Source organism: Bacillus sp. FJAT-42315 (assembly GCF_002797375.1).
Classification (GTDB): Bacteria; Bacillota; Bacilli; order Bacillales; family Domibacillaceae; genus Bacillus_CE.
Genome location: NZ_KZ454941.1, coordinates 2,310,667 through 2,336,341 on the forward strand (window position 1 = coordinate 2,310,667; position 25,675 = coordinate 2,336,341).

General features: G+C 38.7%; 25 protein-coding genes and 2 pseudogenes. 7 read left to right on the forward strand and 20 right to left on the reverse strand.

Annotated elements, in window-relative coordinates:
- A pseudogene (locus tag CEF22_RS18530) lies at positions 1–204 on the reverse strand (RNA-guided endonuclease InsQ/TnpB family protein); the annotation flags it as partial.
- Positions 205–410: 206 nt separating this feature from the next.
- Here CEF22_RS18530 and CEF22_RS11310 point away from each other — a divergent pair.
- Together CEF22_RS11310 and CEF22_RS11315 are read left to right on the forward strand one after the other, a co-directional pair.
- Positions 411–545 (forward strand): DUF485 domain-containing protein, encoded by a 135-nt coding sequence (locus CEF22_RS11310; protein ID WP_442857367.1) that lies wholly within the window; start codon positions 411–413, stop codon positions 543–545.
- Positions 539–1,285 (forward strand): annotated as a pseudogene (locus CEF22_RS11315) (solute symporter family protein); the annotation flags it as partial. The gene CEF22_RS11310 and the pseudogene CEF22_RS11315, both read left to right, overlap by 7 nt.
- 80 nt (positions 1,286–1,365) lie before the next feature.
- Here CEF22_RS11315 and CEF22_RS11320 read toward each other — a convergent pair.
- From CEF22_RS11320 to CEF22_RS11360, 9 genes are all read right to left on the reverse strand, one after another.
- Positions 1,366–1,863 carry a hypothetical protein gene (locus tag CEF22_RS11320; RefSeq protein ID WP_100402964.1) on the reverse strand — a complete coding sequence of 166 codons (498 nt, stop codon included), beginning with the start codon at positions 1,861–1,863 and terminating at the stop codon, positions 1,366–1,368.
- Positions 1,864–2,048: 185 nt separating this feature from the next.
- Positions 2,049–3,161 (reverse strand): alanine dehydrogenase, encoded by a 1,113-nt coding sequence (ald, locus tag CEF22_RS11325; RefSeq protein ID WP_100402965.1) that lies wholly within the window; start codon positions 3,159–3,161, stop codon positions 2,049–2,051.
- Positions 3,162–3,264: 103 nt separating this feature from the next.
- A complete protein-coding gene (locus tag CEF22_RS11330; protein WP_100402966.1) occupies positions 3,265–4,503 on the reverse strand; it encodes a PucR family transcriptional regulator in 1,239 nt (412 codons plus the stop codon).
- Between the two features lie 60 nt (positions 4,504–4,563).
- Positions 4,564–4,986: a DUF1284 domain-containing protein gene (locus CEF22_RS11335; RefSeq protein WP_442857368.1), complete on the reverse strand. Its 423-nt coding sequence runs from the start codon at positions 4,984–4,986 to the stop codon at positions 4,564–4,566.
- Positions 4,987–5,176: 190 nt separating this feature from the next.
- Positions 5,177–5,356 carry a hypothetical protein gene (locus CEF22_RS11340; protein WP_095479334.1) on the reverse strand — a complete coding sequence of 60 codons (180 nt, stop codon included), beginning with the start codon at positions 5,354–5,356 and terminating at the stop codon, positions 5,177–5,179.
- A gap of 182 nt (positions 5,357–5,538) precedes the next feature.
- Complete coding sequence (locus CEF22_RS11345; RefSeq protein WP_100402968.1) at positions 5,539–6,126, reverse strand: SCO family protein; 588 nt, start codon at positions 6,124–6,126, stop codon at positions 5,539–5,541.
- Positions 6,127–6,267: 141 nt separating this feature from the next.
- Positions 6,268–8,379 carry a heavy metal translocating P-type ATPase gene (locus tag CEF22_RS11350; protein ID WP_100402969.1) on the reverse strand — a complete coding sequence of 704 codons (2,112 nt, stop codon included), beginning with the start codon at positions 8,377–8,379 and terminating at the stop codon, positions 6,268–6,270.
- A gap of 145 nt (positions 8,380–8,524) precedes the next feature.
- Entirely contained in the window at positions 8,525–11,641 is a 3,117-nt protein-coding gene (locus CEF22_RS11355; RefSeq protein ID WP_100402970.1) for an AAA family ATPase, read from the reverse strand.
- Entirely contained in the window at positions 11,638–12,783 is a 1,146-nt protein-coding gene (locus tag CEF22_RS11360) for an exonuclease SbcCD subunit D (RefSeq protein ID WP_100402971.1), read from the reverse strand. The genes CEF22_RS11355 and CEF22_RS11360 overlap by 4 nt, the downstream gene beginning before the upstream one ends.
- A gap of 119 nt (positions 12,784–12,902) precedes the next feature.
- On the opposite strand from CEF22_RS11360, the gene CEF22_RS11365 reads away from it, so the two are divergent.
- Both CEF22_RS11365 and CEF22_RS11370 read left to right on the forward strand, forming a co-directional pair.
- Positions 12,903–13,961: a potassium channel family protein gene (locus CEF22_RS11365; protein ID WP_198508064.1), complete on the forward strand. Its 1,059-nt coding sequence runs from the start codon at positions 12,903–12,905 to the stop codon at positions 13,959–13,961.
- 110 nt (positions 13,962–14,071) lie between these two features.
- Positions 14,072–14,497: a DUF2621 domain-containing protein gene (locus CEF22_RS11370; RefSeq protein ID WP_100402973.1), complete on the forward strand. Its 426-nt coding sequence runs from the start codon at positions 14,072–14,074 to the stop codon at positions 14,495–14,497.
- A 64-nt stretch (positions 14,498–14,561) separates the two neighbouring features.
- Here CEF22_RS11370 and CEF22_RS11375 read toward each other — a convergent pair whose 3' ends face one another.
- The 3 genes from CEF22_RS11375 to CEF22_RS11385 form a co-directional block, all read right to left on the reverse strand.
- Entirely contained in the window at positions 14,562–15,026 is a 465-nt protein-coding gene (locus CEF22_RS11375) for a CcdC family protein (protein WP_442857407.1), read from the reverse strand.
- A 70-nt stretch (positions 15,027–15,096) separates the two neighbouring features.
- Positions 15,097–15,456, reverse strand: a complete 360-nt coding sequence (locus CEF22_RS11380) for a response regulator (protein WP_100402974.1) — start codon at positions 15,454–15,456, stop codon at positions 15,097–15,099.
- A 44-nt stretch (positions 15,457–15,500) separates the two neighbouring features.
- The gene (locus tag CEF22_RS11385) at positions 15,501–16,208 is read right to left on the reverse strand and encodes a cytochrome c biogenesis CcdA family protein (RefSeq protein WP_100402975.1); all 708 of its coding nucleotides are present in this window, start codon (positions 16,206–16,208) and stop codon (positions 15,501–15,503) included.
- A 437-nt stretch (positions 16,209–16,645) separates the two neighbouring features.
- Here CEF22_RS11385 and CEF22_RS11395 point away from each other — a divergent pair, with 437 nt between their 5' ends.
- Positions 16,646–16,831 carry an aspartyl-phosphate phosphatase Spo0E family protein gene (locus CEF22_RS11395; RefSeq protein ID WP_095479326.1) on the forward strand — a complete coding sequence of 62 codons (186 nt, stop codon included), beginning with the start codon at positions 16,646–16,648 and terminating at the stop codon, positions 16,829–16,831.
- Between the two features lie 250 nt (positions 16,832–17,081).
- On the opposite strand, the gene CEF22_RS11400 is transcribed toward CEF22_RS11395, so the two are convergent.
- The 6 genes from CEF22_RS11400 to yneA form a co-directional block, all read right to left on the reverse strand.
- The gene (locus CEF22_RS11400) at positions 17,082–17,297 is read right to left on the reverse strand and encodes a YneF family protein (protein ID WP_095479307.1); all 216 of its coding nucleotides are present in this window, start codon (positions 17,295–17,297) and stop codon (positions 17,082–17,084) included.
- 80 nt (positions 17,298–17,377) lie between these two features.
- Positions 17,378–17,824 (reverse strand): sporulation inhibitor of replication protein SirA, encoded by a 447-nt coding sequence (sirA, locus tag CEF22_RS11405; protein WP_095479306.1) that lies wholly within the window; start codon positions 17,822–17,824, stop codon positions 17,378–17,380.
- Positions 17,825–17,984: 160 nt separating this feature from the next.
- On the reverse strand, positions 17,985–19,994 hold the full coding sequence (gene tkt, locus CEF22_RS11410) for a transketolase (protein WP_100403993.1): 2,010 nt from the start codon (positions 19,992–19,994) through the stop codon (positions 17,985–17,987).
- A gap of 130 nt (positions 19,995–20,124) precedes the next feature.
- Positions 20,125–20,358 (reverse strand): DUF896 domain-containing protein, encoded by a 234-nt coding sequence (locus tag CEF22_RS11415; RefSeq protein WP_094835530.1) that lies wholly within the window; start codon positions 20,356–20,358, stop codon positions 20,125–20,127.
- Positions 20,359–20,429: 71 nt separating this feature from the next.
- Entirely contained in the window at positions 20,430–21,086 is a 657-nt protein-coding gene (locus CEF22_RS11420; RefSeq protein ID WP_100402976.1) for a YneB family resolvase-like protein, read from the reverse strand.
- A 6-nt stretch (positions 21,087–21,092) separates the two neighbouring features.
- Positions 21,093–21,416: a cell division suppressor protein YneA gene (gene yneA / locus CEF22_RS11425; protein ID WP_100402977.1), complete on the reverse strand. Its 324-nt coding sequence runs from the start codon at positions 21,414–21,416 to the stop codon at positions 21,093–21,095.
- A gap of 155 nt (positions 21,417–21,571) precedes the next feature.
- Between yneA and lexA the strand changes: the two genes are divergently transcribed.
- The gene (lexA, locus tag CEF22_RS11430; protein ID WP_100402978.1) at positions 21,572–22,189 is read left to right on the forward strand and encodes a transcriptional repressor LexA; all 618 of its coding nucleotides are present in this window, start codon (positions 21,572–21,574) and stop codon (positions 22,187–22,189) included.
- Between the two features lie 195 nt (positions 22,190–22,384).
- Entirely contained in the window at positions 22,385–24,259 is a 1,875-nt protein-coding gene (gene asnB, locus CEF22_RS11435; RefSeq protein WP_100402979.1) for an asparagine synthase (glutamine-hydrolyzing), read from the forward strand.
- 72 nt (positions 24,260–24,331) lie between these two features.
- Here the strand turns inward: asnB and glnA are convergent, their stop codons facing one another.
- Positions 24,332–25,666 (reverse strand): type I glutamate--ammonia ligase, encoded by a 1,335-nt coding sequence (gene glnA / locus CEF22_RS11440; protein ID WP_095478701.1) that lies wholly within the window; start codon positions 25,664–25,666, stop codon positions 24,332–24,334.
- Positions 25,667–25,675: the final 9 nt, after the last annotated feature.

The window sequence follows — 25,675 nt, forward strand, 5'->3', positions numbered from 1 at the left end:
GATCGTCTGACTGTGAAGAGGATACAAGCCTTTGAGTTCAGATTGAAGGTCACTTTTGTTGATCCACTTGCCATAGATCCGGTAATAATACTGAGCCAGTTGCACGCAGTCATTCCAAATCGTTCCGCAAATTCGACGTAAGTGAAACAACTGTTGAAGCGTGGACTGTGGCGCCGTAAAGCCCGTTTTCAACGTTCGATACATGAGATCACCCTCCCTTGTCATCATTATAAAAAGAATATACGTTCCCATCAATAACAAATGGAAAATTCCATCCTTTTTTCTTTCGACAAATTTCGAGAGGTCCTCCACCAAACGCTTTTCGGCTGTCCCTAACCGAGATTCATCCCCTCCCTACTCGTCGGACTATGCCCTTCACGCTCCTTGAGGAAGAGGACTTCTCTCGGATTATGTTAAATGTCTCTGCGATCGGCTCCATTTCCTGGGTTTGGTTATTTGCTTTTGCTCAATTTATTATGACGTGGGTGCTATGTATGCTATATGTCAAAAAAGCAAATCAATTTGATCATATGGCAAGGGAATGACAGCCACTAGCTGGGTGCAAATTGTGAAAGCCGTGCTACTTATAATTGGAACGGTTATTATTTCTTTTCTCGTTTTAGCTAAATTCAACTTTAATATTTTTGAGATGTTCTCACAGATGAAAACTGCTACTCCACTTGGCGAAAGCTTTTTACATCCTGGAGTAAAATATAAGAATCCAATCGACACGATGTCGATCACGATTGCTCTCGTTCTCGGTACAGCAGGATTGCCACATATATTGATGCGTTTCTTTACGGTAAAAGATGCGAAAACAGCCAGAAGCTCTGTCGTGGTAGCTACTTGGATTGTCGGGATTTTCTATATTTTAACGATCTTCTTAGGATTTGGAGCAGCCGCTTTTGTTGGTTCTGATAATATTATTGCAGCCAACTCGGCAGGGAATATGGCCGCACCTCTACTTGCCCAAGCACTTGGTGGGGACATGCTGATGTCCTTTGTATCAGCCGTAGCTTTTGCAACAATCCTCGCTGTTGTAGCCGGACTAGTGTTATCAGGAGCATCAGCGTTTGCTCACGATATTTACGGAGAAATTATTAAGAAAGGAAATATCACAGAAAAACAGCAAATGTTAGCTGCTCGCTTAACCAATCCAGCGATTGTGTCCGTTCCCGCTGGTTTCATTGCTGGATATATTGCCACCGTACTGTCTTCTGCGAAAGCCGATACCCGTAAGTTTGCTGAAGTAACCGTCAAGGCCAACACAGGGTATAAAGGCTAAGAGTCAACTCCTTTCGCTTCTCTGCTAACTAGAGGTTAGCGGAGAAGCCTAATTGAAAATTGATATGACCCCATCTCATTTTAGCCCTTCTCCTCTTGTTGATCATGAGTCATTTCATCAAAATCGCTTAAGCGATTGTTCAGTTCACTTTTTAACTTTTTTTCTGTATTAACGAAAGAACTAGATACTTCCTGCAAATCAATAGCTAAGTTCATATACTGCTTATACGCAATGTGAACATCAAGTAAGGCCGAATATTCCTTAAGCATCGACTCGGGCGGAGCAGGCAATTCAGACAGCATTACCTGACATGTTTCCATTTCATCCTCCATAGTTTTAACGACTTCTTCGTTTTGAACACTTAAAGTAGCTCGCCATTCGGACTGATTCGCCATCATTTTTTGCGTAGCTATTGAGTGTTCCTTCATCAACAGATAGATTTTCTGCATTTTTCTTGCATAAAGTATTTTTTCTTTTTGTTGTTTATGCTGTTGATAAAAGAAGCTTCCCGCTAACAAAAATAAACAACCGACTAAAATCATTACTAAGCGTATTAATTGTAAGGTAGATTTGTTCATAAGTTTCTTTACCCTCCCTCACTATTTTAATAAACATATGTACTCAAGCTTTCATACGAACTTCATCACTCGTCTATATATACGGTTGAATAAGCAGAAAAGTTTTGTGATTTTCGCAAAATATAAACTGAAAGCATAAAAAAATCCAGGTCTTTCCGATATGGAAAATACCTGGACTTTATAATTCAGATTAACTCATCCACTGATTTACACTCGTAACCTAAATCAGTTGCTACAGCTTCATAAGTAACAAAGCCCTTCAATGTATTTACACCTAATTTTAAGGCAGGATTATCAGCAATTGCCTTTTCAAATCCTTTATTAGCAATTTGGAGAGCATATGGAATCGTCACATTCGTTAAAGCGACTGTTGATGTACGCGGAACAGCTCCTGGCATATTGGCAACAGCGTAATGAACAACGCCGTGTTTTTCATATGTTGGATGATCATGCGTTGTAATATGATCAACTGTTTCAAAGATACCACCTTGGTCAATCGCTACGTCAACAACGACAGATCCCGGTGACATTGCTTTCACCATTTCTTCTGTAACCAGCTTCGGTGCTTTTGCTCCTGGAATTAATACCGCTCCAATCACAAGGTCTGATTCTTTCACTGCTTCAGCAATATTGAGTGGGTTAGACATTAACGTTTGCACACTTGATCCAAAAATATCTTCTAATTGACGTAGACGATCTGCACTCAAGTCAATAATGGTGACATCTGCCCCCAATCCAGAAGCGATCTTGGCAGCGTTTGTTCCTACCATTCCACCACCGATAACAGTTACTTTACTTTTTCTTACTCCAGGTACTCCACCAAGAAGAACCCCTTTACCACCTTTATTCTTCTCTAAAAATTGTGCACCAATTTGAGCGGCCATACGACCTGCCACTTCACTCATCGGTGAAAGAAGAGGGAGCGTACGATTCACTGACACCGTTTCATAAGCAATTCCTGTCACTCCATGATCAACAAGAGCTTTTGTAAGAGATGGCTCTGCCGCTAAATGCAAATAAGTGAAAAGAAGCAAATCTTTACGGAAATATTGATACTCTGATTCAAGTGGCTCTTTTACTTTAATAACCATTTCTGCTTGACCCCAAACATCAGTAGCTGAATCAATAAGTTCTGCTCCAAATGCTTGATACTCTTCATTCGTGAAACCGCTTCCAAATCCTGCGTCTTTCTCTATCAACACTTTATGACCTGCGCGAACTAACGTGCTAACGCCTGCAGGAGTAATCGCTACGCGGTTTTCATTATTTTTTATTTCTTTAGGAATCCCAATAATCATGATGACCATCTCCCTGTTTTTTATTATATGTCTATAGTATGACAATTTTCTAAACATTTCATCATTATAAACAAAAAAATCAGGGAGATATTTTTGTGAATTCTTACAAATCTGTTTCTTCTAATTTTTCAATCAATAAGTCTAAATAGAGAGTAATCTTTTGGTTCGCATCTTTCAAATTAATGTCAGCGATTTCTGAAATTCTTTTTAACCGATAAGCTAATGTATTCGCGTGTATATGCAACGCTTTCGCTGCTTCGTTCATATTGCCATCATGTTGCAAAAAGACAAACATCGTCTCTTGCATATTCGAATGATGATCGCGATCATATTTCATTAGTTTCGTAATCATCGGATTTTGAAATCCGGTTTGTTTTCGAATAGCCGCTAAGTCTTCAATAAACTGAAACACCCCTAGCTTTTCATAACAACAAAGCGAATTTGTAACCTTCGGGAATTGATTCTTAATTTTTAATACAAATAATGCTTCTTGATAGCTTCGACAAATACGTAATGGCTGATCAGCCACAGCACCAACCCCTACTGTGATACCATCAATTTGTTGACGCTCATTGATTTTTGAAATGAAACTGTCGATAAAAGCCTCTAAACTACTCGCATGATCTTTTTCAGATATTTTCGCCAATAAAATTAATTGGGTATTATCAAACGTTCTAGCCACGATCGGGAACTGTTGAATCGTTTCTACTAAATAATCCGTTTGGCGCTCAACGGACTGATTGATCGGTTGAGGAAAATCGAAAATAATCACCGCAAACGGACCTTTTAACTGTAAATGATGGTGCTCATTCATCACTTCTATTTCTTTTAATCTTGAAAAGTGACCCGTCAATAGCTTCCAAAAAAATTCTTGATAGCTTTTCTCCGTTTCTTTTTTCTTCTTTTGATGTTGAAGCAATTGATTTTTCACTGCCTTGGCAGCTTCTTGTAAAATTATTAATTTTTCATCGGTAAAGCTTTTTTTAGGGTGAGCCCAAATAAAACCAACTACTTGGTTTTGTTGACGGACAGAAATTGCTACTCGTTCTCCTAATGATACCTGTTCAATCCGTGGAATAATGACGGGTTCCTCCGTTTCAAACAACTTCGGAATCGCTCCACTTTTCCATAAACTATTGATGACATGCTCTGGCACTCGCCGCGCCATGATAGTCGCAATCCTCACCGAATCGACTTCATCTTCATGTTTACTATAAGCAATAATGCGATGGCTCGCATCTTCTATCGTAATCGGACATTCCAACTCCTCACTAATCCGATCAGCTAACACTTCAATCGATTCATAATCATTTGCAAAATAATTCCCTGTTGCATTTGCCATATAAATGTTGTTCCTCCATTAACTTCATACAAGAAATATTATAAGTCATTTTTATCGAAGTCACTCACTTTTCTCCTTCAACTGACGAACCCCTTCTTTACATACACCAGCACTGAGCCAAGAACACCCCTCACAAAGAAAGTCTAGATCTTCTGGATCCACTCTTTCCGCTGTTCGTCTCATTATATCAGATTTGCGATATACCCCATTTTTCCCCAACCCCAAATGACGAATGACATTTTTATCAAGAGTTGTTACATGTTGTTGTGATGTTGGTGATGCTTCACATATCGTATCTCCTTTATTAGGGCAAGAAAAACAAGCTTCATCAAATCCGACCACCACTCGAATCATGAAATCTTTTTGCTCATCTCTTATATCATCAACAATTTCTGTCATCGTCTCAATAAATTCTTTACTATACCCCATTCCTCTAAATCCGTGAACACATAGAAGATGATGGCCTCTCATTTGTTTCATCATCATTCCCCTCCATTGTTTATTTATTATACAACATCATTGTTTAACAAAGCCAAAAAAAAAGGAAGTGTCCGCTTTAATTGGGACACTTCCTTTTTGGTTTTATAAATTAGCTGAAAGGTTTTAAAGTTTGCAGACGATCAAAATTGACTGTAGGCAAGTAGGAAAAAATTTTGAAGGCTATAGGAGGTAATTAATATTTTCTCGAATCACAATTCGGACAAACATATACATCTTCTGCATCAAAGATCGTTCCGCACTTTGTTTCCTCAAGAACGACTAACGCTTTTCGCAAATCAGCACGAACACCTTCCCATCCACAATCACACTTAATTTTGTTAAAAGAGCCAAACTTATATACGCCATAATTCATAGCATTCACCCCTCGGATAATTTTTCAGAATAGTCTCTGTAGTCTAATATTACACAATACAAGCATGGATTTCAATTTAAATATGTGAATTTTTTGTTAATTTTATTAAAGTCAAGTCTTGTTTTTATTTTTAAAAAAAGAAAATGGCTGTCTAAACATAGGATCGTTAGACAGCCGCTTTTTTATTCCTTTATTAGTTGTTCCATATCTAGCACAATTTCATCAAATGGCACATCTTCGTTGCCGCTATAGCTTTTCACAACGGTTCCTTCTTTATTAATTAAATAAAAGCTTGTTCCGTGCATAATTTGATCGGAATTAGGTTCTGGGATCGCTAGAGTTTGAAGATTCTTCTCTGCAAACTCTTTAATGTATTCATCATCATAACCTGTTAACAAATCCCATTTACTTTCATCAACATCAAAATAAGAAATATATTCTTTCATTTTTTCAGGTGTATCATTTTTAGGATCAACACTAAAAGAAACGATACGATAATCTTCAATACCTTTTTCTTTCAACATTTTTTGCAGATCAGACATATTCTTTGTCATTGGCTGGCAAACTGTTGTACAGTTTGTAAAGATGAGGTCAGCAATCCACACGGTGCCCTTTAAATCTTTAAGGCTCACTTCTTTATTGTCTTGATTGACATGAGTAAAGTCTTGCATTTTCACATCCATATTTCCTTGGAAGTCGCTGTTGCTACATCCAGTGATAAATACGAGTGATGTGATAATCATAATTACAATTAAACGAGATAACTTCAAATAAATTCCCTCCTACATGCATGTAAGGTGTGATAGTTCAATGGTATGGTATCTCATTCAATTTCTCAACTGAATAGAGTGAATGAATCTGAACAATTTATGAACGTGTATGAAAAAAAGGAAGGAAGATTCCTTTTTTCTTCAATTAATTTTCATATATTCAACTTTTTCTCGTTTCTTTTCGATCAAAATTGTTAAGCTAATGAGCGTGACGATAATCGTCGCCCCCATGTCAGATAAAATCGCAATCCAAAGGGTGAGTAGTCCTGGGATTGTTAGCAATAAGGCGATTAATTTTAAGCCAAGAGCTAACATAATATTCACCTTAATAATTCGGTTCACTCTTTGGCTAATGGAAATAGCGGAAGGCAGTTTGCCTAGATGGTCTTGCATTAACACTATATCGGCTGTTTCAATCGCACTGTCCGTTCCTTTTCCCATCGCAATGCCAAGATTTGCTGTCGCCAATGCGGGTGCATCGTTAATGCCGTCACCTACCATCGCTGTCGTAGACGTTTCGGTTAACTCTTTGATTTTTTTCACCTTTTCATCTGGCAGTAATCCTGCATAATAATCCGTTAGACCGATGGCTGCTGCAACCTTTTCAGCCGATTTGTGATGATCGCCCGTCAGCATAACCGTTTGCTTAATCCCGCTTTCTTGAAGTCGTTTCATTAATTGGTGGGCTTCTGGACGAATTTGATCTGAAACACCAAATAAGCCAAGTACTTTTTCTTCATCAGCCACTGCTACTAACGTATATCCACTTTCTTTTAGTTGTGTGATATCCTCTTTCACCTTATTCGACAATGTCAGATGCGACAAACTGTTTTCATTTCCTAAATAGTAGTTTTTTTCATTCATTCGGGCCGAAACACCTTGACCAACAATTGTTTGAACGTCCGTTGCTTGCTCTATTTCCTGCTCATTCTTGGCCACTTCTTTTACGACAGCAACCGCTAACGGATGGGAAGAATTTTTCTCAATAGCTCCAGCCACTTGATAAAAATTCGGTTCATAGACAATTGTTTGTTCCACATGAGGCTCACCCTTTGTTAACGTTCCCGTTTTATCAAAAGCTATCGTCTCTACTTTTCCTAGCTGCTCTAAGTGGACTCCACCTTTTACAAGTATACCATTTCTGGCATTTCTTGTGATTCCAGATACAATCGCGATTGGAGAAGATAAGATTAATGCACACGGACAACCAACAATTAAGACTGCTAATCCTTGATAAAATGACGCTCCCCAATCATTTCCGAATAGAAGTGGGGGTATGATCATCACAAAAACGGAGATCAGCATAATGGCAGGAGTATAATATTTAGCAAATTGATTAATGAACAGTTCAGTAGGCGTTTTTGTTTCTTGCGCTTCTTCAACAAGATGTAAAATTTTCGCCAACGAAGAATCTTCGTAAGCCTTTATAATCTCTATCTTTAATAGGCCTTCATTATTGACGCTACCGCCAAAGACATCGTCTCCAATTTGTTTATCAACAGGCATGGATTCACCCGTAATCGCTGCTTCATTAACTGAACTTTTTCCTTCGATCACTTTCCCGTCAGAAGGAATTTTTTCTCCCGCCTTCACTAGAACGATATCTCCAATTTTCAAGGAAGAAATAGGAACGACTTTCTCCTGTCCTTCATCGATCAAGACCGCTTCTTTCGGCGCCACTTGCAATAAAGCTGCCATCGATCGTCTCGCCTTCTCCATCCCTAGCCCTTCTAAATATTCATTTAATCCAAAAAGAATCGCTACCAACGTGCCTTCTCGCCACTCTCCAATGCTAAATGCACCAATTAAAGCCACCGTCATTAACGTATCAATATTGAATTTTAAACGAAAAAGGTTTTTCATTCCTTTGATGAACGTCTGGTAACCACTAATTGCTGTTGCCACTACGTACAGCGACACAATGACAGCTACATGCAAGTAATCTTCAAGCAGAAAAGCAGAAATAAACAAGATCGTCGAAAGAGAGATTAACACTTTCCAGTTCGGACCACTATGGCCCTCTGCGTGATGATGCCCTTCTTCATCAGAATCATCCTGTTCTTTAATAATCGCCGCTCCATCTGTAGCTAATATCTTTTCGACATTCGATAAATCAACCTCTTCTGGGACAGACAGCTTACCTGAGTTAAAATATATTTTCGCCTCTCCCCCATGTGGAAGTTTTTGTATTTCTCCTTCCATTTCGCGAGCACAATTCGCACATGAAAGACCTTTTAATCGATACTCTGCCATAAAAGGCACCCCTTTTCTTGAACGTCATTTAAGTTGATGATAACATATTTTCCAAATTATATATATGATTATATGCTCATATTAGAAAATATGTACCAGCTTCAAAAGGTGTGCAGTTCCGCAACGCTCCCAATTTCAAATGATGTTACCCGAAAAATTGAAACTCCGTGTAGCTTCCACTTTGAGTAGAAATGACTTCTAAACGCGCTTCGATTCTTTCTTTCAACTCTGGAACATGAGAAATAACCCCTACTAATCGACCACTGCTTTGAATGTCCATTAATGCTTCAATTGCTTGATCGAGCGATTCTTGATCGAGCGTACCAAACCCTTCATCAATAAACATCGTTTCTAACGATACACCACCTGCATATTGTTGAACCACTTCTGCCAAACCGAGTGCTAAAGCTAAAGAGGCTTTAAAACTTTCTCCACCAGATAATGTTTTGACGTGACGTTCTTGTCCTGTATATTGATCAAACACTAATAATTCAAGGCCACTTTGCGCGTTGCCTTTCGCTCGGTCCGTTTTTCGAAGTAAATGATAACGCCCCGCGGTCATTTTGACGAGTCGCTCATTAGCCACCGCTAAAATATCATCTAAAAATGAGGCGAGTACGTATCTTTCAAATGTTAACTTATGAACATTGTTTCCATGCACCATGTCATACAGGTGACCTATTAATTGATATTTCTCCTCTAATTCCTTTAAATCTACGTTTAGTTCCTCTGCTCGTTCTTTAATTCGCTGACAATCACGAATGAGAGCAGCTGTCGTAGCCCATCTCTCTTGCTCGGCAGTGATTTGTTTCGTGATCGATGCTAACTCCTCCTTTATTCGCTCCAAATCCGGCTTCTCAACACCTTCTAATAGTTGGATGAGTTCTTGCCTTCTATCTGAGACAGATCGTAAATCCTCATTGTACGTCATAATCTCTTGCTGTATTTGCTTAACGGCTACTTCCGACCGCTTACTACTTTCATATTGCTTATAATCCTTAAATTGATACTGATTCATTAACTCTAAAAACACATTGCGCTCTTTTTCTAACTGCTCCTGTTTACCCTTATGCATATATTTCACTTCTTGAAGAGTAGCGGCCACTGTCGCGACACTTTTTTCTTGTAACTGTTTTTGCCTCGATGCTTGGTCGAATTGGTCAAGCAATTGTTGTTTCCTTTTTTCCGCCTGCTGGAGTGCTTGATCAAAAGTTGTTTTCTGCCGAATAGCAACAGGGATATTTTTCAATAACTGCTCCACTTCTGCACGCTTTGTGACAAATCGTTCTTGAGCGTGACTTGCCTTCGTGTTCAGCTCGTTGACCTCGTCTTGAAGCTTTCGTTTCGATTGTCTCAACGTGTCCTTCGTTTCCATCCATTTTGTTTTTAATTTCAGTCTTTCCTTGGCTTCTTGAATGATCGCTTCACTCGCTTGCTTTTGCTCTAATAACTCGTGGGTTGTGAAGTCATTAGTTAACCCACTTGCTTGAGCTTCTTGTTCGAGCTTCTCTAACGCTTCCATACTAAGTTCAAGGCGGGTTTGCTTCTCCATTTTGTTCTTTTCTATTTGACGATGCTCATGTTCTAACCTTTCTAGCTCCGCTTTCGCCAATTGTATGTCCTCTTTCGCAGGTCCGTCTAACACTTCTGAAGCAGGATGTGGATGATCAGTAGAACCACAAACCGAACAAGCTTCTCCATGTATTAATGTCGCAGCTAATATCCCCGCTTGATGCTTATTCCAACCGGACTCTAACGCTCCTAAAGTAGCCCGCGCTTGAAGAAGCTGCGCATTTTTTCCTTCCTCTTGCTCCTTGAACTCACGATGCTGTTGTTGCAATAGTACAATATCCGTTTGTTTCGTTGCTATTTCATGACGCAGCTGAATATGACTGTTTACTTTTGTAAGCTTCATTTCTTCTTGATACAGCTGATTTTGCCACTGATCTACAGAAGAGAGCTCCGCTTCCACTTGATCCATTTGACGTTCGATTTCTTCTAAACGATCAGATAACTGCAAACGATGATCTTCTAATTGCTTCGTTTGTATCTTCCATTGCTCTAGCTGCTGTTGCTCGTCATCCAGTGAGTAAACGGCTTCTTTCATCGCATTTAATTTACTGACTTCCTCAGTCGCCTGATGTCGTTCGTCCTCTTTTGACTTCTCCGCTTCCCATACTTTTTCTGCTTGAATATACGCTTCCTGCTGTAAAGCTAATTCTTTTTTCGTCTGTTCAATTCTTTCATGAAGCCGATCGAGTTCACTCTTTAACGCCTTACACTCTTTCTCTTGTTGCTCAAGCTTCGTCGCTTTTTCAGCCCAAATGATTTCTTCTTGTTTATGTACAATCTCCTCTTGCCTAGCATGCAATTGTTGTAACTGTTTGTCTAGCTGCTCTTTTTTCTCGATCTGAATCGTGATTCGCTCTGCTTGATCGAGCTTTTTATTCCATTCATCACGTAAATCGCTCTGCTTTGAAAGAGTTTGTTGAATATGCTTCGATTGAGCCGTCAAGTCTTCGATATCTTTTGCAAGCTGAGTAAGTACAGCTGCTTCATTTACAGGTGCCGCTTCGAGTAATTGAACCATTTCTTCGGAAGGTGATTGAATACTTTTTAATAGCTGCGTTCGTTCCTCAGCACCCGATTGCACTTTCTGTTTTAAAGCATTGGCTTCTATCTTTAATTTTTCTTCAATCTTTTTGTAAAATTGTGTGTGGAATAGTCGTTGCAGTATTTGTTCTTTATCTTTGCTATCAGAAACGAGTAACTTTCTAAACTCTCCTTGAGGAATCATTAATATTTGGCGAAATTGATTAGCGTCTAATTGAACGATTTCTTTAATTTTTTCATCTACATCTCGCACATTGGCTGCTAGCAGCTTTTTTTCTCCATCATTTGTCCACTCATATAGCTCCGCTTTTGCCGTTACCGTTCGATAACCATCCCCGCGTTCTTTCTTTTTTTCTTGTTGAGGGGAACGATGAATTTCATATGTATGACCCTTTAATGAAAATTGAAGCATCACTTCTGTTAACATGTCATCGCTGGCAAAATGGCTCCGAAGCTCGGCACCTGTTCGCCCCTCACCGCTCGCTCTCCCATAAATCGCAAAGCTAATCCCGTCAAAGATCGTCGTCTTCCCCGAACCTGTTCGACCAGAAATCACAAACATCGTATGATTTTCAAGCTGACCAAAATCGATGACTTCTGTTTTGGCATATGGACCAAATGCTTGCATCGTTAGTTTTAACGGCTTCATTTTTGCTCGACCTCCAATTTGACTTCCTGGATCGTTTTCTCCATTACTTCTCTCTTATCTAACGTAAATGGCTCCGTCGTCATTTGTGTGTAAAAGTCAGAAAAGAGATCTAGTTCAGTTTTCTTCTCATCACGTACCGATGTATAATTTTGTTTCTTTTTTTGATCCGTAAGTTCGATTTTCCGATCAAGATGTAACACATTCGGATATACTTGTCTTAATTTATTCATCGGATCAATTAATGCACCTTTGTCGAGCAAGGTGACTTTTAAATAGTCTTCTACTTGTTCGGTTTGAATGCGACTTGGATCTAGTAATTCTTCCAGCGTCCCTTCTATTTCGCGCATATCTCTTGTTGGAATGAGCGTTCGCTCTTCAATCGTCACTTTTCCACCATCTGTAACCTCAACAATTGAAATACTTTTTCGCTGTTTAGCTTCCGAGAACGAGTATTTTAATAGAGATCCTGAATAGCGAACCGTATCATGGCGAATCGCATCGGGACTATGTAAATGCCCAAGAGCTGTATAATCAAAAGGCTCAAACAAATCAATACTCACACAGCCTGAGCCGCCGACAGATAACGTTCGTTCGGAATCACTCGTTTGACCACCAAGAACAAATGTATGCCCAACAAATACATTGATCTCATCTTTATTCATCTCTTCTTCTATTTTTCCGATGATCGCTTTCATTGCTTCTTGATGAGAATGAATCGAGTCATTACCTAATAACTCGCGAACGACTCCAGGCTCTGCATAAGGAACACAGTAAAAATTCACGCCGTTAATCGATACAGGTGCGAAGTCTTGATCAAGCTTCCCCTTTAAATAAAAATTGCTCTGCTTAAACCATGAAGCACCGAAAGATAACCGCTCGGCACTGTCATGATTTCCAGCAATCGCCACAACTGGTGTCTCAAGCTCGACATTGATTTGAAACATAACCTCATTTAGTAGCTCGACGGCTTCTGTAGGCGGAACCGAACGGTCATATAAATCACCTGCAATGACAACAGCGTCCGGTTTTTCTTGTTCAACCATTTCGACAAATTGTCGAAGTACTTCCCTCTGTTCAGCTGTCATATATACTCCATGAACGAGCTTGCCTAAATGCCAGTCCGCTGTATGAATAAATTTCACTTATCTCACCTCTGTCATAGTCTATATATTTAATAGTAACGAATTCTTATATGAATGCAAACGTCAAAGAATAATATAGTATACTGAAAAGAATGAATTCTTTAAAAGAAGGTGATTGCATGCAATTCTTTTTAAAAATGTTAGGAATGGTTCAAAAAACGAGGTTTCGCCACCTCTTTTTTTGGGCGGGTGGATTGCTTTTTCTCTCCGCTTTCATAATGAGATTGTTAGAACCGGATACTTTTCCGACTGTGTTTGATGGCTTCTGGTACGTGATGACCACTGTAACGACAGTTGGATATGGCGATTATTCTCCAGAAACAACGAGTGGACGCTTGTTCGCCATTACTTTTCTATATTTGCTTGGCATCGGTATACTAGGGATGGTAATTGGGAAAATTGTTCAGTTTTTTTCTCTTTACCAACAATATAAGGAGGAAGGAAAGTTGACCTATCATAAAAAAGGACATTACATTTTTATCGGCTGGTGCGAGGAAAAATCAAAAGAAGCCATTTCTACAGTTTTGTTTGACTATCCAGAAGCTGAAATCGTGCTTATTGACACGTTAGGGAAATGCCCATTTACTCATGAACGTTTGCATTATATTCAAGGTGACTTAACGGAAGAAAGCACGCTAGAAAAAGCGAATATTCGTCATTGCCATCGCGTATCTATTTTCTCTCCTTCTCACATTCAGGATTCCACACTAGCTGACGGCCATACACTATTGATTGCAGCCAACATCGAGGCATTTTCAGCTAAATACGGCATCGAACTACATACGATTGCGGAAATGCGAAAAGAAAGCCATCGAGCAAGTTTTGAAAAAGCGAACATTGATGAAATTGTTCTCTCTACCGAATCAATCTCCCGCATGATGGCAAAAGCGGCTGTCGTAGAAGGGTCCAATCAGCTATTTTTCCAATTGTTAAACGATCAAGCAGGGCATGATTTACGACAAATTCGATCAGAAAACCTTTGGACTACATATGGAGAAGCCAATGAATGGTTGGAAGAACGAGGAGCTAACCTTATTTCTGATCGAGGAGATATGAGTATTATTCAAAAACGAAATGATAGAATCCCTGATTCCGCCTGCTTATTATTTGCATGCGATGATGATCATTATGAAAAAATCATGACAGAAATCAAGAAAATGAAAACACTTCTTCCATAATATTTTTCATGGATTCTACTAGAAAATGACTCCGATAGTTTATCTATTGTTTCACCTCCATCAATTGTCTATAATAGTAACGAAAGTAAGTGATAGTTGGGGGTTACATAATGCTAGAAGGTTGGTTTTCTTATTTCATTTTATTCTGGGTCGTTATCTTAATGGGAAGCTTTGCTATTGGGGGCTTCTTTATGTTTAGAAAATTTTTAAAACGCTTTCCAAAAGAAGATGGTCGTTCTGATATGGACTGGGAAGAATACTATGTGGAACAAACTAGACATCTATGGAAGCAACGAGAGAAGGAGTTACTCGAAGAACTTGTAAGCCCAGTACCTGAATTATTCCGCGATGTGGCTCGCCATAAAATTGCCGGAAAAATTGGTGAAATCACATTAAAGGAAAACGCCAAAGAAGTAACACAAGATTTAGTTATCCGTGGATACATCGTCGCTACACCGAAACGCGACCATAAGTTTTTACGAAAAAAACTAACCGAAATGAACATTGATATGTCTCCATATGAACATTTATTTTAATACATGGCTAAAAAAGAGGCTAACCCAATTTGGGCGCCTCTTTTTTATGAACATCCACTTTGTACTATTTGACCAATTCCTGACTTAACTTTCGATATTTTATATACATCGCAATCCGCCAAGGAACAATCATTGAAAACGCGAGAATAAAAAACATACCACTAAGTTCTCCAACGTCAATAGAAGCGCTTAAAATCCCTTTACCGATAATTCGGATAATAAGCAAACTGATTAAAATGATCGGAAAGGCTTTCGATCGTTTTAAATAAATATGTTCATCCCGAATCTCAAAATTAGACGTTTTAATTAATAAAATAGAAAATAACATCCCGACTGTCATCGCTTCTAATAATTCCATTAAACTAACCCTGAATTCAGGAATAATAAACATCAACGCTCCAGTACTCATAAAAAAAGGAGGTAAAATAATCTTTTTCACTGACGTTGGTTGCTTCGAGGCTTTCATTCGGATGAAAATCACGCCGATTCCCATCAAAATAGCGAAAACAGATGAAGCTATATACAGCATCTTCATCAATCCTTATCCTAAAATAAATTTTCATCAACCATTTAGACACGTAAAGACTACCATAAACGCTTTAGCCTAGCAAACGTCTTAACGCTTCATCTACGCGTGCTTCATCAAATGGCTTGGTTACAAAATCCTTCGCTCCTGCCTCAATTGCTTCCATCACCATTTTTTGTTGTCCCATAGCGGAACAGATAATAATGTTTGCTTCAGGGAATTCAGCTTTAATTTCACTTGTTGCTTCTATTCCGTTCATCACAGGCATTGTAATATCCATCGTCACGACATCTGGTCGAAACTTTCGATACAGCTCAATTGCCTGTTCGCCGTTTTCAGCTTCACCAACTACTTCATGATTTAATTTTTTCAGCATATCTGTTAAAGTCATTCTCATAAACTTTGCATCGTCCACAATCAAAACACTTGCCACTTAAGTTCCCCCTTATTCTATCTTCTGTTTAGTCTCTATGCATGTTAGAACCCGGTGAAATCTCCAAAAATAGGACTTAACAACGAAATAATTTTCGTCATCCAGTCGAAAAATAGAACAATCCCCATGAGGATCATGACATAACCGCCAATTTTCACAATTTTTGCACTATGCGTACGAATCCACTTCATACGACCAATGAAGAAAGAAAGCACAAAAAAAGGAATCGCAAAACCAAGCGTATAGGCGATCATATACATCAGTCCAGACCCAGGATTTGAGGCAGCAAGTGTAAATACAGATAGCAATATCGGCCCTGTGCAAGGCGTCCATCCTGCAGCAAATGCCAAGCCAATCAACATCGAACCTACATATCCACTCGGACGATTTTTAAACTCAATACGACGATCTGTCATCAGAAATTTAGGCTGAATAATACCAGTAACGACTAAACCGAAAAAGACAATAAAAATCGCCCCTATTTGGCGAATCAAATCTTGGTATTGAAAAAGAATATTCCCTATAAATGAACTTGTAAACCCAAGCGCAATAAAAATAATAGAGAAACCTAGTAAAAAGAAGAGTGTGTGAAGCATACTCCGTCTTTGTAGCATCGCGTTGTCGCTTTTTAATTCATTGACACTCATTCCAGTTATGTATGATAAAAATGCCGGATAAAGCGGTAAACAGCAAGGTGAAATGAAGCTTAAAAAACCAGCTCCAAACGCTAGAAAAATATTTACATCACCCATAAAGAACCCCTGCCTTTCTTTTGCTATTGTAACAAAGTTTTTAAAGATTGGCGAAAAAATAATATATGAATACTTTGTGACAGCCCAAAACTTAAATTTCAATCTGAATGGCCATGCCTATATAAAGTGAAACTTCAATCAGTGGGGGTTTTCTTCATCCCCCACTGATGAAAAGAAGAACAAAGGCTAACATCGCAACGTCCTGTTGCAACGCCTTTGTAACCTGCATCGTGCAGGCCCGAACGGATCGGGCGTTTACGGGCTGTTGATCTCCCACCTACATGTCTGCGCTTTTTCTGCCCCGTTGAGGTGGGAGTCTTACAGCCCGTTAATGCGGGATAAATAAAGCACGGATCAGAAAAAGTATTTTGAAAAAAAGAAAAAAATTGGGTATACTAACGTTATATTAAATAAAAATCGTGAAAGGAACTACTGATGTGTCTAAAGAGAAATTATTAGATACGATTGAAAAAAAGCGATTAGAGTTATTCGAAGTAGTAACGATGAAAGGATTAAATTCTCCTTTAGCTATTAAATATAGCCAAGAGCTAGACGCTTTATTAAATGATTACGATCGCCATTATATTCAACCATTAGTTTATAAAAATAAAATGCTCAACTAATATGAACAGGAAACTCATCCGATCCTGTTTATTTTTTGTTTTGCAAGAAAATAAATCCCTGTTGCCTTGCAACAGTAATCACTTGTTTGTTGACTGAAAATACTTACGTAACATAAAACCCACTTATCTTCAAAAGAAATAAGTGGGTTTTATTCATTAGATAAGTAAACAATCGCTACAAGGCTTTATGAACTACATTGAAGATAAAAACAGCTTCCGCTCAAATGTAGATGAAGCCTTTGAGCGACTCTTACTTCCCATCCATTTGTTTGTTCATTTGCGCCATCATTTGATTTATCTTCTTCTGGGATGGTTTCATTCCCATTTGCATCATCATCATGCGTAGCATTTGTTCATTAATTGGTGGATTTTTCTTCAAGTAATCCATCATGTACTTACGAGCAATGAAAAACCCAAGTGCAACTCCAGCTACTAGAGCTAGAATTCCGACTAGCACATACCACATAAAATACTTCCTCCTTCATGTTGTCTACTAAAAGTTTACTAAACCACAAGTCATTATACAACATGAAAGAGAAATTTTCTTTATCTAAACAAGATTTCTTTTTTTATCGGTTCAAGCCAGCCATAATTTTTCCTTTTAAAATCAACAGCAAACAAATAAGCCTTCATTTTCTTTAAGGCGTGGAAGAAAATCGCTTCCGATTCGTAACTTCCAGAAGCCTTTAAATATAAACATTGTTCATCGGCCAATAATTCGGCATGTCCTTTATTATTTGGAAGCTCAATTCGAAAGAAATGGTCATTTTGTATGTTAAACCAACTTCTTGTTGATAACGCTTCGCAAAGCAATTCTCTCACTTGAGAAATAAAAAATTTGTTTGTAATGTATTGAATTTGTTTTTCAATAATTCCTTGCTGTTCACTTTCCCCACAGGAGCTTTCAAAAAATAGCTGAAAAAAGTTTTGTTCTCGTCCATAAAAATAGTGAGCAAACTCTTCCGTGATCCAGTATATTTGATAACTTCTCATCTATTGACCCTCCTGTAAGCCTTTTCATTTCATTATAGTCAATAGATAAATGTAAGCTTGTTGAAGCTTGAAAAAAAACACCACTAGTTTTGTCGATTGGGCTAATTTATGTGAAAAATCACCAAAAAGCCACCCCCTTAGAGGAGCTGGCTGATCGGTATTATGCATTTTCTAATAATGATTTAGCTCGTGACACTACATTATCTACTGTAAATCCATATTCTTTCATTACTAATTCACCTGGAGCTGAAGCACCGAATTGATCAATGGCAATAATATCACCTTCATCACCCGTATAACGCTCCCAACCTAAAGAGGCACCCATTTCAATGGCAAGTCGCTTCTTCACAGATTTCGGAAGGACGGAACGCTTGTATTCTTCTGTTTGCTGTTCAAATGACTTCCATGAAGGCATGCTCACAACCGATGCGTGAATACCATCTTGTAATAGAGCCTGTTGCGCTTCCACCGCTAAACCAACTTCAGAACCTGTTGCAAGGAGAAGAAGATCTGGTGTTTCTTTCTCAGAAGCAGAGATGATATACGCTCCTTTTGCCACTCCTTCTTCCGCCGTTTGAGCTGTTCCTTGAATCGTTGGCAAGTTTTGACGAGTAAGCACCAATACAGACGGAGTCGATTTAGATGTAACCGCTAATTTCCAAGCAGCCGCTGTTTCATTTCCATCTGCTGGACGCAATACATTCAAGTTAGGAATTGAACGCAAGGAAGATAGCTGTTCAATCGGTTCATGCGTCGGTCCATCTTCTCCTACTGCAATACTATCGTGAGTGAAGACGTAAGTAACAGGGAGCCCCATTAAAGCTGCTAAACGGATCGCTGGACGTAAGTAATCAGAGAAAACAAAGAATGTTCCACCAAACACTTGAAGACCTCCATGAAGCGCCATTCCATTCATCGCCGCTCCCATCGCAAATTCGCGAACACCAAACCAAATATTACGTCCTTCATAAGCTGTCGCTGAAAAATCTTCGGCATTTTTAATCATCGTTTTGTTGGAGCCAGCAAGATCGGCAGAACCACCAATAAATGTTGGAAGGTTGTTAGCAATCGCATTAATAATCTCACTTGAAGAAGAACGACTAGCAATGCTTTTGCCTTCTTCATAAGCAGGAATATCCTTTTCCCATCCTTCAGCTAATTCTCCTTTAATAGCAAGCTCAAGCTGATCTCCAAGCTCAGGATATTGCTGTTTATATTGTGCAAATAATTGATTCCACTCGTTTTCTTTCGTTTGTCCTGGTTGAATGATCGCTTCTTCAAAACGAGCATATACTTCATCAGGCACATAGAAATCTTCTTCAAATGTCCATTCGTAAGCTTCTTTCGTTAATTTCCGCTCATCCGCACCTAGTGGAGCACCATGAACATCAGATTTACCTGATTTATTTGGTGAACCGTAACCAATAACTGTTTTTATTTCAATCATAGTTGGACGATCTGTATCTTTTTGTGCCGCTTCAATGGCTCTTGCAATCTCTTCCATATCGTTTCCGTTTTCTACACGTAAGTATTGCCAGCCATATGACTCGAAACGACCTTTTACACTTTCTGAGAAGGATTTATCAAGATCCCCATCAAGAGAAATGTCATTGGAATCATAAAGTACTACTAAACGCCCTAATTTCAAGTGACCTGCTAGAGATGCCGCCTCCGCTGCAACACCTTCCATTAAATCACCATCTCCACATAATGTGTATGTATAATGATTAATAACCTCGATGTCCTCTTTATTATAAACAGCTGCTAAATGACGTTCAGCCATCGCCATTCCTACCGCCATTGCAATCCCTTGTCCAAGAGGTCCTGTTGTTGCTTCTACTCCGTCTGTGTGACCGTATTCCGGATGTCCAGGTGTTTTGCTTCCCCATTGACGGAAATTTTTGATTTCTTCCATCGAAAGATCATAACCGGATAAATGAAGCAAGCTGTATAATAACATCGATCCGTGACCAGCCGATAACACAAAGCGATCACGATTAAACCACTTTGAATTTTTAGGATTATGATTTAAAAAACGGCTCCAAAGAGTGTATGCCATAGGAGCAGCCCCCATCGGTAAACCAGGGTGACCAGAATTGGCTTTTTCAATCGCATCAATTGAAAGTGTACGAATCGTATTTACTGCTAATTGATCTACTTTATCAAACATCACAAACATCCTTTCTTCCACGCATAATAGTCATTCTTAATATTATAGGTCTTTGTCCAAATATACAAGAAGTAGGTGAATTCCTCTTTAATTTTCTTGTATAACCACAAAAAGCTGGGAAACCCCAGCCTTAGTGCATTCTTTTTTTGTTTTGTATATCTTTAATTTTCTTAGGTGTCACTTCATTGCCTTCTGGGTCAAACACTCTAACCGTTTCAACCGTATTTTTCATAGAACTACGAAACGCTTTTAAATATTCTTGGCGTAAATTCATTTGCTCTTGTTTTTCATCATCGGTTAGCCCTTGTGATTTGGACTTTTTAGACAATTCGTTGATTCTAGCGATTTTTTCTGCAGACAGCATGCTATTCCCTCTTTTCCTGACAACTTCGCACACTATTCTACTAAAGAAATAACAGTCAAACAAGCAAGATGTTACTCATTACTCTCTTGATGGTTCTCCATATATTCCTTATACCGTCGATGAACAGTTGCTTTCGAAACATCAAATCCAAATCCTCTTAAAGTGGCTGCAATCTCACCGAACGTAAGCTTGTTATGTCGCAATTGAACAATCTCTTCTATAGGTATTTCTTTGCGATCTCTACCGGAAAGGTTTCCTCGGTTTTTTAAGTTTTTTTCCGGTTGATACCCATTTTCTACGGCACGCTTCATCCCTCGTTTTATTTTTAAATTATGTATCTTTCTTTGATATTCTTCCACCATACTAACAATATTAATGACCATTGAATCAGATTCAGATAACTGCAATTCTCCTTCATCGGCGATCGTATATACTTTTGCCCCCTCTTTAAATAAAGAATGCAAAAGAGCAATCTTAGCATTGCCGCGGCCAATCCTCGTCTCATCTTGAATGAGCACGACTTGAGCCAGTCCTTCTTTTACAATATCCAACAGTTGCAAAATACCTTCTCTATCAAGTTCATAACCACTAGCTTGATCCTTGATCACCGCTTTCACTTCATATCCATATGTTGCAGCTAGCTGTAATAATTCCTCTTCTTGTCGTTCAAGTGACGTTTCTTGTGAATCTTTTTTTGTGCTCACTCTACAATAAATAATTGCTTCCATACAAAATTAGTCCTTTCTAAAAGCTAATTGACTGTCAGAATAGGCTGAATGAGCTGAGTTCACCGGAAGGACCAAGACGTCACCAACTTGAATCATCGCGGTATTCAATTGATTTTCAGTTTGAACCCAAACGATAAACTCATCTCGCTTCATGCCGTTTATCTTATGATACTTTTCGGCGATCGTCCATAATGAATCTCCCTCTTGTACAACGACCTCTAAATACTGATTGCTTTCCTCACTTAGACTAAAAATTAATATAATACCTGTAACTATCGTAATAACAATAAATAATAACACAATAGAATAATTTTTTATGAAAGCTTGCATTGGAACAACCCCTTGATCGAATATTTGTTCGTAACTTTACTTTTATTTTATTAAGAACATTTGTTTGTGTCAAGTATATTTTCGAACTTATGTTTGTACCTGATTTTCAAACATGATATAATAAAGAAAAGAGTCGAATTGAAGAGGTGCAAACGATGACGAAAATTTCGAAAAGGCAACAAGATATTTTAGATTTTATTAGGCAAGAAGTAAGAGCTAAAGGATATCCCCCTTCCGTTAGAGAAATCGGGGAGGCGGTTGGTCTTGCCTCAAGTTCAACCGTACACGGGCATCTTGCACGACTTGAAAGCAAAGGTTATATTCGCAGAGACCCTACAAAACCACGGGCAATTGAAGTGCTTGAAATCGACGAAGCTGTCCCGAAACAAAATGTAATCAACGTACCTTTAATAGGAAAAGTAACAGCAGGACTCCCAATCACAGCAATTGAAAATGTAGAAGAGTACTTTCCGTTGCCTGAAAGACTTGCTTCTGGGGATGAACATGTCTTTATGCTAGAAATCGTGGGAGATAGCATGATCGAAGCAGGGATCTTAAATGGCGATTATGTAGTTGTTCGTCAACAACAAACAGCGAAAAATGGCGATATCGTCGTTGCTATGACTGAGGAAGATGAAGCAACGGTCAAACGTTTCTTTAAAGAAGAAGATTACATTCGATTACAACCGGAAAACTCTTCAATGGCACCAATCATCTTAAAAAAAGTATCCATTCTCGGAAAAGTAATCGGCGTCTTCCGCCAAGTTCATTAAAAACTCAAGGCTTGCTCATAAAGGATGAACCCTCTTATGAGCAAGCCTATTCTTTTTATTTCTATAATAAATTAAAGAACTTCACACATATCATTTCCAGTTCGTCTGCAATTATGTTACCTTAAACAAGGAGCTAATTTATTCCAATAGCTCCAGTTTAAAAATTTTAATGCTAAAAATAGAAAGGTGAAAGATATGTGTGGTTTTATAGGCTGTGCCTACGATGAAATAAATGCTGTCAATAGATTATCAGATCAGCAGTTTAAAAATATGAATGATATTATTTATCATAGAGGTCCGGATGAAGAAGGCTATTATCAAGACGATTATGTTCAGTTTGGCTTTAGACGGCTGAGCATTATCGATATCGAAAGCGGTACTCAACCGTTGTCTTTTGAAAATGAAAAGTATTGGATTATTTTTAATGGTGAAATTTATAATTATGTAGAGCTGAGAGAAGAGTTAGAACAAGAGGGTGTAACGTTTAATACATCTTCAGATACAGAAACAATTATCGCCTTATATAGTCGCATCAAAGAAAAAACCGTAGATAAGCTACGCGGAATGTTCGCCTTCGTTATTTGGGATAAGAAACGAAAAGAGCTTTTCGGTGCACGCGACCCTTTTGGCATCAAGCCCTTTTTCTATAAACAAGATAAGAATCGAACATATTTTGCTTCTGAAAAGAAAAGTATTTTGCAGGCGATGTCTGATACCGGATTAAATAATGATGCCTTACAACATTATTTAACCTACCAGTATGTGCCTGAACCAGAAACGATGGATCGTGACATATATAAATTGGAGCCTGGTCATTATTTCACGAAAAAAATCGGAGAAAAAATGCAAATTCAGCCTTACTGGAAAGCTTCTTTTTCTCCCGTCCTACGCTCCGAAACTGATTATGTAAAAATGGTACAAGATGTACTATTCGATTCTGTTAATGTTCATATGCGAAGCGACGTACCAGTTGGTTCATTTTTATCAGGAGGCATCGATTCTTCCATTATTGCGGCGATTGCCAAAACGTATCACCCTAACATTAAGACGTTCTCTGTCGGTTTTGAACATAATGGGTTTAGCGAGATCGATGTAGCCAAGGAAACAGCTGAAAAATTAGGACTAGAAAATATTAGCTATATCATCTCTCCTGAAGAATATATGAAAGAACTCCCTAAAATTATTTGGCATATGGGAGATCCACTTGCCGATCCAGCTTGTGTTCCACTCTATTTCGTCGCTAGAGAAGCGAGAAAGCATGTCACGGTTGTGTTATCTGGGGAAGGTGCGGATGAATTATTCGGCGGCTATAATATTTATCGTGAACCTCAATCATTAAAGCTCTTTAACTACATACCTTCTATGTTTAAAGCGCTTCTTAAGAAAGTATCACAAATGATGCCTGAGGGAACGAAAGGAAAGAGCTTTATTGAACGGGGAGTCACTCCGATGGAAGAGCGCTATATCGGAAACGCCAAAATGTTCGAGGAGCAGGAGAAGCAAATTTTACTACCAAACTATCAATCTGGTATGGACTACACGAACATTACTAAACCATTCTATAATGAAACGATCGGTTATGATGATGTAGATCGCATGCAATATATTGATATTCATACGTGGATGCGCGGCGATATTTTATTAAAGGCTGACCGTATGACAATGGCACATTCGTTGGAGCTGAGAGTACCTTTTCTAGATAAGCGGGTATTTGAAGTAGCCTCCCAAATCCCTACCGAATTGAAAACCGCTAACGGTACAACCAAATATATTTTACGTAAAGCGGCTGAAGGGATTGTGCCAGACCATGTGTTAAATAGAAAAAAATTAGGATTCCCTGTTCCAATCAGACATTGGTTAAAGGATGAAATGTATGATTGGGCGGTTCAGATCATTAAGACGAGCGGAACTGATCACCTGATCAATAAGCAATATGTTCTACAGTTATTAGATGATCATTGCCAAGGCAAAGGAGATTACAGTCGCAAAATCTGGACGGTTCTGATCTTTATGATTTGGCACGCTGTGTTTGTCGAAAAACTATATGATCGCCAACTAGTTGGAGCATAATAAAAAGTAACGAAAACAGGGCTGTCACCAAAAGTCATTGAAATGACTTTTGGGACAACCCTGACTTTTTAATTAATACATTTGAATATACTGTTCGCGCTCCCATGGATGAACTTGAGTTCTAAACATGTCCCATTCAATTTCTTTCGCTTCGATGAAATGCTCTAAAATATGAGCCCCAAGAGCTGCTTGAATTACTTCATCTTTCTTCAAGAGTTGTAGAGCTTCCGCAAGTGTCGACGGTAAGTCTTCTACACCTTCTTGTGCACGCTCTTCTTGGTTCATCGCATAAATGTTACGATCAACCGCTGGAGGAGGTGTCATTTTATTTTTAATACCGTCTAGACCAGCTTGTAAAAGAACCGCCATTGCTAAATACGGATTTGCTGCTGGATCTACACTACGTACTTCCACACGTGTACTCATGCCACGAGAAGCTGGAATACGAATAAGCGGACTACGATTTTGTCCAGACCAAGCGACATAACAAGGTGCTTCGTATCCTGGAACTAAACGCTTATAAGAGTTAACCGTTGGGTTTGTAACTGCTGTAAATCCTTTCGCATGCTTAATTGTACCTGCAATAAATTGGTACGCTGTTTCACTTAATTGACGCTCGCCATTTTCATCAAAGAAGGCATTTTTTCCTTCTGTGAATAAAGACATATTACAGTGCATACCCGAACCACTTACTCCGAATAATGGTTTCGGCATAAATGTCGCGTGTAAGCCATGTTTACGAGCAATCGTCTTAACAACTAGCTTGAACGTTTGAATGTGATCACATGCCGTTACAGCATCTGCATATTTGAAGTCAATTTCATGCTGACCTGGAGCTACTTCGTGGTGAGAAGCTTCAATTTCAAATCCCATTTCTTCTAATTCTAATACAATATCACGACGGCAGTTTTCACCAAGATCTGTCGGAGCTAAGTCAAAATAACCACCGTTATCATTTAATTCAAGAGTTGGTTCACCATTCGCATCTAGTTTAAACAAGAAAAATTCTGGTTCTGGTCCTAGATTGAAATTAGAAAACCCTAATTCTTTCATCTCATTTAAAATTCTTTTTAAATTATTTCGCGGATCTCCTTCGAATGGAGTTCCATCAGGCTTGTAAATATCACAAATGAGGCGAGCCACTTTTCCTTTTTCTGCCGTCCAAGGGAAGACTACCCATGTGTCAAGATCCGGATAAAGTTGCATATCAGATTCTTCAATTCGTACAAATCCTTCGATAGAAGATCCATCAAACATCATTTTATTATCCAGAGCTTTTTCTAGCTGGCTAACAGGGATTTCCACGTTTTTGATTGTCCCTAAAATGTCTGTGAACTGCAAACGAATAAATTTAACATTTTCTTCTTTTGCCAAGTTCATAATGTCTTCACGAGTATACTTTCCCATAAAAAATAA